Below are 14,205 nucleotides of genomic sequence, written 5' to 3'. Positions count from 1 at the left end.
GCGGGCAGTCAGTCGGCGGCTGCGGCCAGACTGCTAGCGCTGTTCAGCAACGTCTCGAGCACCGCGCGCCGCTGGGCCTGCTCCGTCGGATGCGTCAGCAAGCCTTCGACAACGAAAACGCCGATCGCGACCAGCGGATCCAGTTCGTCAGCGGGCACGCCGAGCTCGATCAGCTCTGCCCGGAACAATCCCTCGGCCAGCGCGTGGAACTGCTCGTGCCATTCCTGAATGGACGCGGACTCCTTGGCGCGCATGTGCACCGTGCTGACCAACCGGCCCAGTTGCTCCAATTCCTCGACCAGCCACAACAGCCGATCAGCCAGCCCCGAGCCGAGCATTTCGCTGTAGGAGGCCATCGAGTCGGCCAGGACCGCGTCCAGGACCGCGATCAATACCGCGTCCTTGTCCCGGAAGTACCAGTACAGCGTGTTCGACACCACTCCGGCGTCGCGGGCGATCCGCGCCATCGATGCCGCGTCGTATCCCTCCTCGACGAACAACCGCCGAGCAGCCACCACGATCTCCGCGCGCTTCTCTTCCCGATCCTGCGGACGTCTGTTGCGAGGCATCTCCAGTCCTGACCTAGTGCCAGGCCCTGATGCTATCTTGACCAGCCTCCGAGAACTGCCCTCGCCATCGAGTGGCGCATGGTTGAGGCGAATCGCGAGTATCCCCTCCGTCATGTGCCGCTCAACACGGCGCCGGATGCGGCCACCCATCCGGAGAGTGATCTGGGTCACCGGGTTGTCACAACGTTCGCTTGCGCGGTGTCTTCTGGCCGACACATCAGAGACGGAGGAGATTCCGATGAACATCGCACTGTGGATCGCTACGGCACTGTTGGCCGCGCTCGCCCTCTTCGGCGGTATCACCAAGGCGTTCGTTCCCCGGGAGAAGCTTGCCGCGTCGCCTGGCGGGGAATGGACGGCGAGTGCCGGAGACGGCTTCGTCAAGGGCCTGGGCGTCTTGCAGATTTTGGCGGCGGCCGGGCTGATCCTGCCCGCCGTGCTCGACATCGCCCCGGTAATGGTGCCGGTCACGGCCGTGTGCTGGGTCGGGCTCATGGTCGGCGCGATGATCACGCACGGCCGGCTGGGGGAGTGCAAGTTCGTCGTGCTGAACTCGGTGTACCTCGCGGTGGCGGTGTTCATCGCGTGGGGCCGGTTCGCCCTCGAACCTTTCACGAGCTGACGGCCCGGATCCAACGCAGCCAACTCCCAGGGAAGGGTCGAGAAGATGAGCGATCATGCGACCGACATTTTCGTCGCTCACCGCGACCTGCTGTTCACCGTCGCCTACGAGATGCTCGGTTCGGCCGCCGACGCCGAGGACGTTTTGCAAGAGACCTGGCTGCGATGGGTGAAGGCCGATCTGGAGCAGGTGAGCGACGAACGCGCCTATCTGGTCCGGATAGTCACCCGCCAGTCGCTCAACAGGCTTCGCACGATGAAGCGCCGCCGGGAGTCGTATGTCGGCCCCTGGCTGCCCGAGCCGATGCTCACCACACCCGACGTGGCCGAGCACGTCGAGCTCGCCGAGAACATGTCGATGGCGATGATGCTCGTCCTCGAGACGCTTTCGCCCACCGAACGCGCTGTTTTCGTGTTGCGCGAGGTCTTCGACCTCACCTACGACGAGATCGCGGCCGCGGTCGGCAAGACCCCGCCGACCGCGCGCCAGATCGCGCACCGCGCCCGCCGCCATGTCGAGGCCCGCCGCCCGCGTTCGGTGGTATCGCCCAGCCAGGCCCGCGCATCGGTGGAAGCGTTCCAGCGCGCGCTCGAATCCGGAGATCCACAAGGCCTGCTCGACGTGCTCGCCCCGCACGTGGTCCTCATGAGCGACGGCGGCGGCATCAAGCGCGCCGCACTACAGCCCGTCATCGGCGCCGAGAAGGTCGTCCGCTACATCACCGGCGGCACCGGCAAGGTCCGAGCCGAACTCAGTTGCGAAACCATCCTGATCAACGGACACCCCGCACTGGCACTGAGCCTCGACGGCGTACTCGACGGCATCATGGCCTTCCACATCGAAGAGGACCACATCACCGGCCTCTACTTCGTCCGCAACCCGGAAAAACTGACCCGCGTCGCCTCCGAGACCCCTTTCACCTTGCGCTGAACACCGGTCGGCGACCGAAACCCTCGGTGGCTCTCGGCGACATCGATCCGTCGACCGGCCGGCGCGGCGCGCGGCCGCGCTGCTCGAGCATCACAGCGTGGGAACGCAGCGCGGCCGTTCACGCTGCACCAACTCCGGCACAGGCTCACCAACGCCACCGAGGATGGCGCGTCCACGCCGATGCTCATAGCGCGGCGCGGGCGCACATCGCCGCGACGCTTGGTCGGGGCATCGCGAGTGCCCTCTCCGTCTGTGCCTCTCAACTAGGGGTCAGGCGGTACAGGGAGGTGGTCTCGCGGGTGCGGGCGCTGTGGAGGGGGGAGCTGGGGTTACGGGCTCGGTGGTGGGTGGGATGGGTGGTCAGTTGGGCGGTGATGCGGAGGCCGGCGGCGGAGATGCGGTCGCGGAGAGCGCCCACGGGACGTAAGCCGAGATGTTCGGGAAGGTCGGACAGGATCAGCCAGCCTTCGCCGCCGGGGCGCAAGTGGGCGCGGAGGCCGGAGAGGAAGGCGTGCAGCATGGACGAGTTCTCGTCGTAGACACCGCTTTCGAGGACTGAGGTAGGCGTGCCAGGGAGCCAAGGAGGGTTGCACACCACGAGGTCGGCCTTGCCATCCGGGAAGAGAGCCGGGCCATGCACGGCGACGGATGACAGGCCCAGCCGATCGAGGTTGGCGCGGGCACAGCTCAGCGCGCGAGGATTGTTGTCCGTGGCGATGATTCGCCGGAATCCACGACGGCCCAGGATGGCCGCGAGCACGCCGGTGCCCGTACCGAGATCGAAGGCGCTGTCCACCCGCGCGGGTAGCGGCGCGGACGCGACCAGATCGACGTACTCGCCGCGGACCGGGGAGAACACGCCGTAGTGCGGATGAATCCGCTCCCTGAGGGCGGGCACGTACACGCCTTTCTCCCGCCATTGCGCCGCACCCAGCACGCCGAGCAACTCGGTGAGCGCGACCACCATGCGTCCGTGCGGCGCGCCGTATGCCTCGGTGCACGCGCGCCGCACGTCGGGAGCGCGCCGCAACGCCAGCGAATAATCGTCTTCCAGAACCACGAGCAACTTGCCGAGCACGTGCGCGCGCCTGCGACGCGACGCGCGATACCGCCGGAACGCCTCGGCCGGATCACCACCCGGCGCGACTTTCCGCTCGACCCGTCGCCCCATCGCCCGCAGCAGTTGCCGAGCGTTGTGGAAATCGCCACGCCACAGCAAGCCGGTTCCCGCTCGCGCCGATCGGCAAGCCGCGTCAGCGGTCGTCGAGTCGTCCACCACCACGATAAAACGGGGTGGCAGCGCGCCATTTTCGGAATGCCAGCGGGCGGTCGGGCAGGTGTTGTCCTCGGTCCAGGAAACGGTGGACACCGCGTACTCCTCGTGATCGAACGTGCAAAGGGCACGAAGAGCACTTCGACGCGGAGTCGCGAAAGACCTGTGCGGCTATCGCACAGGAGTCAGTAGGTCGCCTGTCTACGCCCGCGCCGAAGTGCGCGGGGAATCACCGAGAACCATCCCGAGCGTCATGGCGGACCTTTCCATAGGAGACGTCCGAGTCTCCCACAGCGCTGCCAGGTAAGCCGAACGGGCCGTCAGGCACCGCTTCGGCGCGCAAGCGGCAAAGTGGCCCATCGGCTGCGGCAGGACCCTCACAATGCCACTCTTGCACCGAGCGGTACTACAGGTAGTACCATTAGTCAGTGGGTAAGCGTGAGAAGCTCCTGGCGAAGATGCGGGAATCACCAACCAACGTGAGCTACCAGGATCTCTACAACGTCTGCTGCGATCACTTCGGGCTCCCACGCCAAGAAGGCAGCAGCCATGCCGTCTTCAAGATGCCTTGGGCAGGTGACCCACGTTGAATATCCAAAAGGGACGGGACGGGAATGCCAAGTCCTACCAAGTCAGGCAAGTGCTCGCAGCGATAGACAAGCTGCTCGAGTTAGAAGCAAAGGAGGATGCCTGATGTCCGACCTGCACCACCTACCGGACTATACGCACTACGCGTACCGCGTCCTCTGGTCGTCCGAAGACCAGGAGTACGTCGGCCTGTGCGCGGAGTTTCCCTCGCTCTCGTGGCTGGCTCCGACGCAGGACGAGGCTCTCCGGGGCATCGGTGAACTCGTCCGCGACACCATCAAGGACATGGCGGTCAACAACGAAATCGTGCCGCGCCCACTCTCGGAGCGCAGCTACAGCGGTAAGTTCATGGTGCGTGTTTCCACCGAACTGCACGCCAGGTTGGTACGGGAAGCCGCCGAGATGAACGTTTCACTCAATCAGCTGGTCAACCAGCGGCTTGCGTCGCGCGGTTAGTCCCGCCCAGGCGAGGGGACGGCGCCGAATTACCCGACCCCTCGCCTGGCCGGGCGAACCCCACCGCGTTCCGGCGGCTGAACCCCGTCAGGCCGCCCCGTTCGCCGGTTCGGCGTGCAGCCGGCGGAACTTGCTGCCGTGGAAGACGAGTGGGTCCACGTCGGTGCGGGTGGCGATGCGGTGGATGCGGAGGATGACGACGGCGTGGTCGCCTGCCGGGACGTGGGCCTCCTGGACGCCCTCGATCCAGGCGGACGCGCCGTCGATGAACACGGCGTCGCCGGAGCCGCGGTGCAGTTGGATGTCGCGGAAGCGGTCGCCGTCGCGGGTGCCCAGCGAGCGGGCGGCGGCCTGCTGGTCGGTGCCGAGCAGGCTGAGGCCGAGGTGGCTGGCGGCGGCGAGTTTGGGCCAGGTGGCCGAGGAGTTCTGCACGCAGAACGAGACCAGCGGCGGATCGAGGGAGACGGGGACGAACGTGCTCACCGCGAGACCGTGCGGGGTTCCGTCGATTTCGGCGCACACGGCGACGACGCCGCTGGGGAAGTTGGCGAACGCGCGACGCAGACCGGCTCCGTCGGCGGGAAATTCGAACAGGTCATGCATGATTCGCAGCCTTCGAGCTGTGGGCCAGTGCCTGGGCGACCGAACGCCACCGACCACTGTACCGGTCGATGACGCCGTCCTCGGCGAACGTGCGGTCGGACAGGTAGAGCCCGGGCAACGCGGCGGTGGCGCCGATTTCGACGAGCACGGGCTTCAACAACAGATCCGGCGCGAGGGCGTGGGCCGGTCCCGCGCCGAGCATCACCGGGACCGCGAGCACGCCTTCCAGACCCGTCCCGCCCTCGAACTGTTCGAGGAACAGCTTCAGCAACCCGGTGTAGGTGGCCTTGAAGGTGGGGCTGGCGAAAACGACGAGTTCCGATCCGGCCACAGTGCGCACCGCGTCGGCCACACCGGGGTCACCCCAGCTGAGCAGCGCGGGACCGAACTCGACCAGGTCGATCACGGTGGGCTCCACCTCAGGCCGCAATCCCCGCGCGACCAGAGTGGCCGCGGTGAGCGTGCGTGAGGCGGGTTTCGGATTTCCGACGACGACAGTGACTGTCATTTCGTCTCCTTTCAGATCACGCCGTGAAGCGGGGGCGCGGCGTCGTGCAGCAAGGCCCGGCCGATGTGCTGGTATTTCCAGCGCACCGGATCGTGCAAGGTATGCGTGCGCGCGTTGCGCCAGAAGTGGTGCAGATTGAGATCGGCCGCCGCGCTGCGCGTTCCCGCGACCTCGAACAGCGCGGCGGACACGTCGTTGGCGGCGCGGTCGGCGAGCACTTTGGCGGTCGCGACGGCCAGCGACGCCTGGGCGACGTTCGCGGCGCTCTGGTCGATCCGGATGGCCGCGTCCAACGTCCATCCGGCCGAGGAGAGGGTCGCCTCCGCGGCGGTCACCGCGACGGACAATTCACCGAAGCGCTGGATCAACAGCGGGTCGTCCACCGCGTTCGCCACTCCGGCTTCGAACCACGGACGACTCTTCGTGCGCACGAATTGCGTTGCGGCGGAGAGGGCGCCCCGGGCGATGCCCGTGTCGATCGCGGCGTGCAGCAACTGCGCGAACGCGCCGTAGCCGGTGGGCGCTCGCACCGCGCCGGAGCGGGGAATCACCTGGTCACGGTCGACGAGCACCCCGTCGAAGGACACCGTTCCGCTGCCGGTGGTGCGCTGCCCGATCCCGTTCCAGTCGTCCACGACGCGCACGCCGGGAGTGTCGGCGGGCAGGTAGACGATGTACTCGCCAGGCTCGAGCCCGCCGCGCCCTTCCGGATCGTCCAGCCGGGTCAGCACCGCGAACAGGTCGGCGAACAGCGACCCGGTGCAGTAGTACTTCACGCCGTCCACCCGGAACCGGTCGCCGACCGGCCGCAAGGTGGTGGCGATGTCGGCGACGGTCGCGCCGCCGCGCTCGGACTGCGCGTTGGCGATGCGCCCGCCGTCGAGCACCCGCCCGAAGTACCGCTCTTGCTGCTGCGCCGTACCCGCGAGCCGCAGCAGGTTCACATACACGAAGTGGCTGTGCGGGATCTGCGCGATATTGGGGTCGGCGGTGGCGAGAATTCGCGTCACTTCCGCCACCGCGCTCGGCGGCAGATCCGCGCCGCCGTGCGCGGCGGGCACGGTGATCGCGAGCAGACCGCTGGCCGCCAACCGATCGACCTCCGCGTACGGCAGCGCACGCTCCCGGTCGCGGTCGGCGGCGCCCGGCGCGAAGCCGGCCGCGAGCCGCTGGGCGACCGCGAACGCCTGGGCCGCCGACAGGATGCGATCGGCGGCGACCGCGGTCATCAGTTCACCGCCGCGACGGGCCGCTGCGCGGCTTCCAGTTCGCGCACCAGCGGGAGCACCTTCGCCCCGAAGTACTCGATCTCCTCCTGGAAGTGCAGGAAGCCGCCGAGGATCAGGTCGACGCCGAGCTGCTTGTAGGCGACGATCCGCTCGGCCACCTGCTCCGGCGTGCCGATCAGCTGGGTGCGGAAACCGTCGTTGTACTGCACCAGGTCCTCGAAGGTGGAGTCGGCCCACATGCCCTTGCGGTCCTGGGTGGACGCGCCCGCCTGCTGCACCGCGTCGCGGAAACCCTCCACGGCGGGCTTGTTCGCCTTCTCGATGATCTCGCGCAGGGTGTCGCGGGCTTCCTTCTCGGTGTCGCGGGCGATGATGAAGCCGTTGAGCCCGAATTTCACCTCGCGGTCGTTGGCGCGGGCGACGGCGCGCAGGTCGTCGAGCTGTTCGGTGACGCCGTCGAAGTCCTTGCCGTTGGAGAAGTACCAGTCGGCGTAGCGGCCGCCGTTGCGCCGGGCGGCGGTCGAGTTGCCGCCCTGGAAGAGTTCGGGATTCGGCCGCTCGGGAGTGTTCAGCGGCTTCGGCTTCAGGGTGAAGTCACGGATGCGGTAGAAGTCGCCGCCGTAGTTCACGTTGTCCTCGGTCCAGATCTTGCGGATCACCTCGAGGAATTCGGCGCTGCGCCGGTAGCGCTCGTCGTGCTCGAGCCACGGCTCGCCGAGCGCGGTGAACTCGCCCGCGAACCAGCCGGACACGACGTTGATGGCGAACCGGCCGTTGGACAGATGGTCGGCGGTGGCGCCGAACTTGGCCAGCACCGCCGGATGCCACAGTCCGGGATGCACCGCCGCGATCACCTTCAGCCGTTCGGTCGCGCCGAGCAGCGCGAGGCTGAACGAGGTGGATTCGTGCTGGTACTCCGCGCCGTAGGAGGCGGTGTAGCGCACCTGGGACAGCGCGTAGTCGAAGCCGTTCTTCTCCGCGGTCCGCGCCAGCTTCTTGTTGTATTCGAAATCCCAGCTGGTGCGCTGTTCGATATCGCTGGTGACCAGTCCCCCGCTGACGTTGGGCACCCAGTAGGCGAACCGGATCTGCTCGGTGATCTGCTCCGTGGTCATAGCTGCTCCATGGTTATCGGGGGTAGCCGTCGGATCGGAGGCCGGACGCCACGCATGCGTCCGGCGCTCCTTCCACTCCAGCACCGGCCCCCGGACGGGACGAGGTTTTGAATCTGTGCGATTCAGATCAGGCGTCGGCCAGCGCGGGCGAGTAGCCCGACCTGGCGAACTTGCCCGCGGGCGCGAAGCGGCCCAGCAGCGCGGCGGCGTCCTCGCCGGTGACCCGCGTGATGAACTCGTTGACCGCTTCCGGCGAGTCGACCGGCAGGAACGGCTGCGGCCGGTGCAGCAGGCCGACCAGCGCCGAAGCGAACGCCGGATCGACGGCCGCCGCGGCGAAGAACGCGTTGCCGACCTCGGCCAGCTCGGGATCGCTGAGGAACAACCTGGTCACCTTGTTCGCCGCGTCGGCGCGCGCGGCCAGGAACGCGGCGTATTGCTTCTCGATCCACGCCTCGTCGAACGGTCCTTCGTGCACGGCCGCCGCCGCGACCAGCCGCTGCGCCTGGATCAGGCCGCTCTGCGCGCCCTGTCCGGCGATCGGGTCGTAGGCGATGGCGGTGTCGCCCAGCGCGGCGACCACGTGCCCGCCCGCGGTGCGCCCGACACCCGACCGCACGACCGGGCGCACCGCGCCCTTCAGCCAGGAGTGCGGGTCCTCGGGGATGGTTTTGGTGGTCAGCACCTCCGGCAGGTCCCACTCGATGTAGTCGCGGTAGAGGTCCTGCACGATCCGGTGCGCCGATTCGGCGGAATCGGCCGCGGCGAAACGCTTCTCCCAGTCGCTGCCCGGGCGCGCCCAGCCGAGGAAGGCCCAGCTCGGCCCGGCGTCCTTGTGCAGGTACGGGCCCCACCAGCCCTCGCCCTGATCGGCGAGGATGGAGAAGCCGCTGTGCGCGCCGCCGGCCACGCTGCGATGAGCGAAGACGTTCTGGTCGTGGCCGAGTCCGGTGACGACGACGGTGAGCAGCTTGCGCTGCGGCGCGTCGTAGGGCGTGCGCTGCGCGTCGACGGGGAACAGGTCCGACAGCCCGCCGCGACCGGTTGCGACCAGGGTGAGGTCGTTGGCGGCGGCGATGCCGTCGAGCGTCTCCGGCGTCACCTGATCGACCACGAACCGGCCGCCGCGCTCCAGGAACGCGGTGAGCCGCTCGTCGGCCTTGAGCCGCGTGTCCACCGCGACGCCGACGTATCCGTCGAAATGCCCGTCGAATTGGATCAATTCGGGGCGCTCGGGGCCGGGTCCCGCGATGCGCACGCTCAAGCCGGTGTGCCTCGGCGCGCGCGAGGTGTAGCTGTCCAATCCGAGCGCGGCCTCGGCCTGCTGGGTCTCACCGAATTCGAGCGCGGTGCCGGTGGCGGGCACGTCGTCGCGCAAAGCGCGCTGATCGCGCTCGCTGTAGAGGGTGACGTCGAAACCGGCGTCGAGAAGTCCCAGCGCCGCAGTGACGCCGGTCTGTCCGGCGCCGATAACCGCGGCCGAACGAGTGGAACGGGATACGGATTGCTGCGAAGTCATGCAGGGATGATGCGATGGCCGTACCGCGCCCGCCGAGTGTTGCGATCACCGAGAATCAATGGGCAGACAGCGAATTCCCAGCGCGTACCATTCGACCCATGTCGTTCGTCGTCGCCGAACTCACCGGAGACCGCACCGAGCAGTACCGCCAGCTCGCCGCCCAGGCCGAAGCGCTGGTCGCGGGCGAAACCGACCGCATCGCCAACGCCGCCAATCTCGCCGCGCTGGTATTCCACGCGCTACCGGATGTGAATTGGGTGGGTTTCTATTTCTACGACGGCCGGGAACTGGTCGTCGGTCCATTTCAAGGCAAACCCGCGTGCGTGCGCATCGCGTTGGGGAAAGGTGTATGCGGCACAGCGGCACAGGCGAGGGCAACCCTACTCGTGCCCGACGTACACGCATTCGAAGGACACATCGCGTGCGACGGCGACACACGTTCGGAAATAGTCGTCCCGCTGGTCCGGAACGATGCGTTGATCGGAGTATTCGACCTCGATAGTCCGCTGCCCGAGCGCTTCGACGAAATCGATCGGGCGGGGCTGGAAGCGGTGGCCGAGATATTCCTCGCCGCGATCTGATTCGGCCGGAACGCGCGAAGGCGCCGGGCCACCAGGGCTCCGGCGCCGTCCGAGCACGTCAGGAGTTCGCCTCGACCGTCGCTCCCGGCCGCGAGACGGCGTCCGGCACAGCCGTCGATCCCGTACCGCCCAGCCGGTAGCTCGCGCCACGGTGGTCGGCGGGCAATCGATCCCCCGCGCCGAACAGGGCGTTGCGCAGTGTGCCCGGCGTGTACTCCGGGGCGTACGCGCCTCGGGCGGTCAGCACCGGCACCACGTGCCGGACGATGTCCTCGAACGTTCCCGGTGTGATCGCGTAAGCCAGATTGAAGCCGTCCAAGTCGGTTTCGGCGGCCCACTCCTGGAGCAGGTCGGCGACCGTCTCCCCGGAACCGACGAACACCGGTCCCATACCGCCGATACCGGCCCACTTGCCGATGTCGCGGACGGTCCATTCCCGCCCGTCGTCATCGAATTCCTGGAACGCCGCGACTGCCGACCGGATCGCGTTGCTCTCGACTTGGCCGATCGGGTCGTCGAGGTCGTAGCTGGACAGATCGATGCCCATCCAGCCGGACATGAACACCAGCCCGCCTTCGACGCTCGCGTAGGACAGATACTCCTCGTGCTTGCGCCGCGCCGCCTCGTCGGTCGCGTCGGTGACGATCGTCGCGAGCGCGTAGACGCGCGCCGCGTCCCGGGAACGGCCCGCCGCCTCCAGCGCGTCCCTGATCCGGGAAACCGTCTGCGCGAGGACCCGTTTGGACGGACCGGCGATGAAGATCGCCTCGGCGTTCTCGGCCGCGAACCGCACCCCGCGCGGCGACGCTCCCGCCTGGTAGATCACCGGCGTGCGTTGCGGCGACGGCTCCGAGAGGTGGATGCCGGGCACCGTGTAGTGCGTGCCGCGATGGCCGATGTGGTGCACCTTGGCCGGGTCCACGTAGACGCCCGCGGCCGCGTCGCGGACCACCGCGTCGTCCTCCCACGACCCTTCCCACAGCTTGTAGAGCACCTCGAGGTACTCGTCGGCCTGGTTGTAGCGTTCGTCGTGGTCGAGCTGGTCCGCGGCGCCGAAATTGCGCGCGGCCGACGGCAGATAGCCGGTCACCACATTCCAGCCGAGCCTGCCGTTGGTCAGATGGTCCAGCGTGGACAGCCGCCGCGCGAACGGGTACGGGTGCTCGAATCCGGTGCCGGTGGTGATGCCGAACCCGAGATGCTCTGTCACCGCCGCCATGGCCGAGACCAGCAGCAGCGGGTCGGCCACCGGGATCTGCGCCCCCTGGCGCAGCGCGGCGATGTCGTTGCCGCCGTAGACGTCGTAGGTGCCCAGGACGTCGGCGATGAAGATGCCGTCGAAGCGGCCGCGTTCCAGCAGCTGCGCCAGCTCGGTCCAGTAGCCCAGTTCCTTGTAGCGGTGCGACTGGTCGTCGGGATGCCGCCACAGTCCGGGGGACTGGTGGGCGACGCAGTTCATGTCGAAGGCGTTGAACCGGATCCGGCGGGTCACCGCGCATCTCCCGCGCCCGGGGTGCGTTCGCCCGCGCTCCACGCGAACGGCAGATCGGCGCCGTTGAGCAGGTGGTCGCCGATCGCCCGCGCCTTCTGGATCGCAGGGTTGTGCACCGAGATGGTGCGGGCGTTGCGCCAGTGCCGGTCCAACCGCAGCTTTTCGGAAACGACCGAAGCGCCACCCACTTCGAACAGCAGCGAGGTGGCGGGCAGCACCAGCTCGATGACGGCCAGCTGCGCCCGAGCCGCCGCGAGTTCGGCCGCCACTACCGCACTCTCGTCCTTCGCGCCGCCCGCGAGCACCCCGTCGAGCACATCGGCGACGGCGAGCACGCTGGCTTCGGCGGCGAACGCGGCGGCCGACAGCCGCCCGATCACCTGTTGCACCAGCGGATCGTGCCGCGGCAGGTCGGCGGCGGAGTGCGTGTAGCCGCGGGTGCGCGCCGCGACCCACTCCCGGACGTCGCGTTCGGCGCGCTTGGCGATACCCGCCAGCACCGCGAGCTGGACCAGTTGCAGGTAGGAGGTCGCATAGGTCGGGCCGGGCGCGCCGTAGCCCGGGCCGAGAATGCGGTCCTCGGTCACCGCCACATCGGTGAATTCCGTTGTCCCGCTGGCGGTCAGCCGCTGGCCGAAGCCGTCCCAGTCGTCGTGCTGGCGCACTCCCTCGGCGTTCGCGTCCACCAGCACCCCGACGCGCTCGCCCTCGCGGTCGGCGGCGGCCAGAATGTAGTCGGCGTACAGCGAGCCCGTGCTGTAGTACTTCACACCGTTGAGCAGCCAACGCTCGCCGTCGCGGGTCAGCGTGGTGCGGTAGCGGTCAACCGCGCCCGCACCGGGTTCGGTGATCGCGTTGCCCACCAGCGTGCCCTCGGCCACCGCGCGCAGCCAGCGCTCCCGCTCGGGCCCCTCCTCCGCCAGCAGTTGGTCCTCGACGAACGAGAAGTGCACCCGCAGCGCCTGCGGCAGATTCGATTCCGCGGCGGCGAGTTCGATGAGCAACCGGAACAGCTGCCGAACCGTGACGCCGTAGCCGCCGAACTCGACCGGAACGCGCAGCGCGCCGAATTTCGCCGCGCGCAGCAGTCCGACCTCGTCGTAGGGCAGCGTGCGGTCGATTTCTCGGGTCACGGCTCCCTGGGCGATCCGGTCGAAGATCGGGCCGAAGATCGCATCCAGTTCGGCATCGGTGGTGGATTTCGCCTCGGTGGTCGTCATCAGCCCACCATCGCGCACCGCGGCCGGTCGCTCACGGGTTGCGCGCAGCGCGATCGAAATAGTCGCCGACGCGCGGAGATGCCGTCGCCGCGCGAGCCAAGTTCGTAGCCGTGCGGAAGCATTTCGTCTCGCTGCCCGAGGACGTGGCCGATGAGATCGAGGAGCGGTACGCGCATCGCTCCGGCGGATTCGGCGCGGTGCGGGTGCATGTGGTCGTCGGCGGTTCCCGGTGGTCCACTTCGCTGTTTCCGGACAAGTCGCGAGCGACCTATGTCCTGCCGATGAAGAAAGCGGTGCGGGTCGCGGAGGGGCTCGAGGCCGGATCGGCCGCGCGCATCGAACTCACCGTCGCGCTGTGATGCGCGCGGCCAGGGATGCGTCCGCGCCGTTCAATATCCGACCGGCTGTCCCGGGAATCCCGCGCCTTCGCGCCTGTTCGCACTTCGCTTGACCGCCACCACCACGATCACCAGCACGCCGAGCACCACACCGCCGAAGCCCAGAGCGAGCGCGCCGAGCAGGGTGCCGACGAACGACGAGCCGAGCCCCTGGCCGATGGCGACCGTCACCTCGGAACTACCCGCTGTGGTCACGCGGTAGGCGCCCGGCTTCGCGGCATCGAACGAGAACCCGGCCCGTCCTTCGTGACTACCGAAGGAATACGTGACGGTCGCGTCGTACTTCCGCAACTCCGCATGCTTGCCCTCTGGATCGAGCACTCGCAGGTTGACCGTGCCGGAGGGTCCACGGGACGATGCCCCCGAGTACTCGAGGTACACGGTGTAGCCACCGGACTCCGCCAAGTTCACCACCCCGGAGCCGGGCACCTTGACCCGCTGGAAGTCGTCGATCCGGCCCGAGGTCTGCAGGAAGCCGAAAGCGCCGAGGATGATCCCGCCGATGATGCCGACGCCGATCAATACACCACCCAGCGCGAACCAGCGGCCGGACGGGGTGATCGGTTGCGTCGCAGGGGATCCCACCGGGCTCGGCGAGGTCGGAAAAGACGGCTGTGACACGGTCGGATCCTCGGCTTCTGGTCGACACCCGCGTCGACGTAGCGACAGCGTACGGTCTGCCGCACCGCCTCGCTACGCGAAAGGCCGACCGCGCCGCCGGGCCCAGGAGCTCAACGCGTCTGGGCCGCCGACATGCACTCGCTGGCGATGCGACCGCTGGCGGCGCGCGCCTTGTCCGCGTCCTCTTTGCTCATCCCCAGCGTTTCCTGGTTGGGCGACTTGGTGTCGTACTCGTCGCTGATCATGATCCGCAGTCCGGCCTGCGAGATGCCCTGGTCGACGAACACCTTCGCGGCGCATTCGGCCAGTTGCTTGTTCTTGAGGCCCTTGTCCTGCAGCGATTTGGCGAGATCGGCCTGCGTCACCGTGGGCGCCGCCGTGTCCTTGTCGCTGCCGCATGCCGCGAGCGCCGGCAGCGCGATCAGCGCCGCGGCGATCATGCAGATCCGCACCTGACTCCTCTTCCTCGACTGACCACTGT

General features: G+C 68.3%; 16 protein-coding genes. 5 read left to right on the top strand and 11 right to left on the bottom strand.

Going from position 1 to position 14,205, the window contains the following annotated elements:
• Positions 1-8: 8 nt before the first annotated feature.
• Complete coding sequence (locus ACH49X_RS10930) at positions 9-569, bottom strand: TetR/AcrR family transcriptional regulator (RefSeq protein ID WP_195080882.1); 561 nt, start codon at positions 567-569, stop codon at positions 9-11.
• A gap of 238 nt (positions 570-807) precedes the next feature.
• Here ACH49X_RS10930 and ACH49X_RS10925 point away from each other — a divergent pair, with 238 nt between their 5' ends.
• Together ACH49X_RS10925 and ACH49X_RS10920 are read left to right on the top strand one after the other, a co-directional pair.
• The gene (locus ACH49X_RS10925) at positions 808-1,191 is read left to right on the top strand and encodes a DoxX family protein (RefSeq protein ID WP_357208909.1); all 384 of its coding nucleotides are present in this window, start codon (positions 808-810) and stop codon (positions 1,189-1,191) included.
• A gap of 45 nt (positions 1,192-1,236) precedes the next feature.
• Positions 1,237-2,121 carry an RNA polymerase sigma-70 factor gene (locus ACH49X_RS10920; protein ID WP_357208911.1) on the top strand — a complete coding sequence of 295 codons (885 nt, stop codon included), beginning with the start codon at positions 1,237-1,239 and terminating at the stop codon, positions 2,119-2,121.
• 259 nt (positions 2,122-2,380) lie between these two features.
• Here ACH49X_RS10920 and ACH49X_RS10915 read toward each other — a convergent pair whose 3' ends face one another.
• A complete protein-coding gene (locus tag ACH49X_RS10915; protein ID WP_195080884.1) occupies positions 2,381-3,490 on the bottom strand; it encodes a methyltransferase in 1,110 nt (369 codons plus the stop codon).
• Between the two features lie 597 nt (positions 3,491-4,087).
• Between ACH49X_RS10915 and ACH49X_RS10910 the strand changes: the two genes are divergently transcribed.
• Entirely contained in the window at positions 4,088-4,438 is a 351-nt protein-coding gene (locus ACH49X_RS10910; RefSeq protein ID WP_357208913.1) for a type II toxin-antitoxin system HicB family antitoxin, read from the top strand.
• Between the two features lie 87 nt (positions 4,439-4,525).
• On the opposite strand, the gene ACH49X_RS10905 is transcribed toward ACH49X_RS10910, so the two are convergent.
• The 5 genes from ACH49X_RS10905 to ACH49X_RS10885 all read right to left on the bottom strand — a co-directional run bounded on the left by ACH49X_RS10905 (position 4,526) and on the right by ACH49X_RS10885 (position 9,412).
• Positions 4,526-5,041, bottom strand: coding sequence for a flavin reductase family protein (locus tag ACH49X_RS10905; RefSeq protein ID WP_195080886.1), 516 nt, complete (start codon positions 5,039-5,041; stop codon positions 4,526-4,528).
• Positions 5,034-5,549 (bottom strand): NADPH-dependent FMN reductase, encoded by a 516-nt coding sequence (locus tag ACH49X_RS10900; protein ID WP_195080887.1) that lies wholly within the window; start codon positions 5,547-5,549, stop codon positions 5,034-5,036. The genes ACH49X_RS10905 and ACH49X_RS10900 overlap by 8 nt, the downstream gene beginning before the upstream one ends.
• 11 nt (positions 5,550-5,560) lie before the next feature.
• Complete coding sequence (locus ACH49X_RS10895; protein ID WP_357208915.1) at positions 5,561-6,778, bottom strand: SfnB family sulfur acquisition oxidoreductase; 1,218 nt, start codon at positions 6,776-6,778, stop codon at positions 5,561-5,563.
• Entirely contained in the window at positions 6,778-7,893 is a 1,116-nt protein-coding gene (gene sfnG / locus ACH49X_RS10890) for a dimethylsulfone monooxygenase SfnG (RefSeq protein ID WP_357110473.1), read from the bottom strand. Before sfnG ends, ACH49X_RS10895 begins: the two co-directional genes overlap by 1 nt.
• A 127-nt stretch (positions 7,894-8,020) precedes the next feature.
• On the bottom strand, positions 8,021-9,412 hold the full coding sequence (locus tag ACH49X_RS10885; RefSeq protein ID WP_357110470.1) for a styrene monooxygenase/indole monooxygenase family protein: 1,392 nt from the start codon (positions 9,410-9,412) through the stop codon (positions 8,021-8,023).
• Between the two features lie 98 nt (positions 9,413-9,510).
• On the opposite strand from ACH49X_RS10885, the gene ACH49X_RS10880 reads away from it, so the two are divergent.
• The gene (locus ACH49X_RS10880) at positions 9,511-9,993 is read left to right on the top strand and encodes a GAF domain-containing protein (protein ID WP_357208930.1); all 483 of its coding nucleotides are present in this window, start codon (positions 9,511-9,513) and stop codon (positions 9,991-9,993) included.
• A 58-nt stretch (positions 9,994-10,051) separates the two neighbouring features.
• On the opposite strand, the gene ACH49X_RS10875 is transcribed toward ACH49X_RS10880, so the two are convergent.
• The gene (locus ACH49X_RS10875; RefSeq protein ID WP_357208917.1) at positions 10,052-11,485 is read right to left on the bottom strand and encodes an LLM class flavin-dependent oxidoreductase; all 1,434 of its coding nucleotides are present in this window, start codon (positions 11,483-11,485) and stop codon (positions 10,052-10,054) included.
• On the bottom strand, positions 11,482-12,705 hold the full coding sequence (locus ACH49X_RS10870) for an acyl-CoA dehydrogenase family protein (RefSeq protein WP_357208919.1): 1,224 nt from the start codon (positions 12,703-12,705) through the stop codon (positions 11,482-11,484). The genes ACH49X_RS10875 and ACH49X_RS10870 overlap by 4 nt, the downstream gene beginning before the upstream one ends.
• Before the next feature lie 110 nt (positions 12,706-12,815).
• Between ACH49X_RS10870 and ACH49X_RS10865 the strand changes: the two genes are divergently transcribed.
• Positions 12,816-13,064, top strand: coding sequence for a DUF1905 domain-containing protein (locus ACH49X_RS10865; protein ID WP_195080894.1), 249 nt, complete (start codon positions 12,816-12,818; stop codon positions 13,062-13,064).
• A gap of 30 nt (positions 13,065-13,094) precedes the next feature.
• On the opposite strand, the gene ACH49X_RS10860 is transcribed toward ACH49X_RS10865, so the two are convergent.
• Positions 13,095-13,724, bottom strand: coding sequence for a hypothetical protein (locus tag ACH49X_RS10860; RefSeq protein ID WP_195080895.1), 630 nt, complete (start codon positions 13,722-13,724; stop codon positions 13,095-13,097).
• A 110-nt stretch (positions 13,725-13,834) separates the two neighbouring features.
• The gene (locus ACH49X_RS10855; protein ID WP_357208921.1) at positions 13,835-14,164 is read right to left on the bottom strand and encodes a hypothetical protein; all 330 of its coding nucleotides are present in this window, start codon (positions 14,162-14,164) and stop codon (positions 13,835-13,837) included.
• Between the last annotated feature and the right edge of the window lie 41 nt (positions 14,165-14,205).

The sequence above is a fragment of the Nocardia sp. NPDC019323 genome (assembly GCF_044389845.1).
GTDB lineage: Bacteria > Actinomycetota > Actinomycetes > Mycobacteriales > Mycobacteriaceae > Nocardia > Nocardia implantans.
This window is presented reverse-complemented; position numbering and strand designations above follow the sequence as displayed.

Excerpts from the sequence above, each read along its gene's own strand:
- ACH49X_RS10885 (WP_357110470.1), bottom strand. The coding sequence starts at position 9,412 with ATGACTTCGCAGCAATCCGTATCCCGTTCCACTCGTTCGGCCGCGGTT.
- ACH49X_RS10895 (WP_357208915.1), bottom strand. The coding sequence starts at position 6,778 with ATGACCGCGGTCGCCGCCGATCGCATCCTGTCGGCGGCCCAGGCGTTC.
- ACH49X_RS10920 (WP_357208911.1), top strand. The coding sequence starts at position 1,237 with ATGAGCGATCATGCGACCGACATTTTCGTCGCTCACCGCGACCTGCTG.
- ACH49X_RS10910 (WP_357208913.1), top strand. The coding sequence starts at position 4,088 with ATGTCCGACCTGCACCACCTACCGGACTATACGCACTACGCGTACCGC.
- sfnG (WP_357110473.1), bottom strand. The coding sequence starts at position 7,893 with ATGACCACGGAGCAGATCACCGAGCAGATCCGGTTCGCCTACTGGGTG.
- ACH49X_RS10880 (WP_357208930.1), top strand. The coding sequence starts at position 9,511 with ATGTCGTTCGTCGTCGCCGAACTCACCGGAGACCGCACCGAGCAGTAC.
- ACH49X_RS10930 (WP_195080882.1), bottom strand. The coding sequence starts at position 569 with ATGCCTCGCAACAGACGTCCGCAGGATCGGGAAGAGAAGCGCGCGGAG.
- ACH49X_RS10900 (WP_195080887.1), bottom strand. The coding sequence starts at position 5,549 with ATGACAGTCACTGTCGTCGTCGGAAATCCGAAACCCGCCTCACGCACG.
- ACH49X_RS10925 (WP_357208909.1), top strand. The coding sequence starts at position 808 with ATGAACATCGCACTGTGGATCGCTACGGCACTGTTGGCCGCGCTCGCC.
- ACH49X_RS10905 (WP_195080886.1), bottom strand. The coding sequence starts at position 5,041 with ATGCATGACCTGTTCGAATTTCCCGCCGACGGAGCCGGTCTGCGTCGC.
- ACH49X_RS10855 (WP_357208921.1), bottom strand. The coding sequence starts at position 14,164 with ATGATCGCCGCGGCGCTGATCGCGCTGCCGGCGCTCGCGGCATGCGGC.
- ACH49X_RS10870 (WP_357208919.1), bottom strand. The coding sequence starts at position 12,705 with ATGACGACCACCGAGGCGAAATCCACCACCGATGCCGAACTGGATGCG.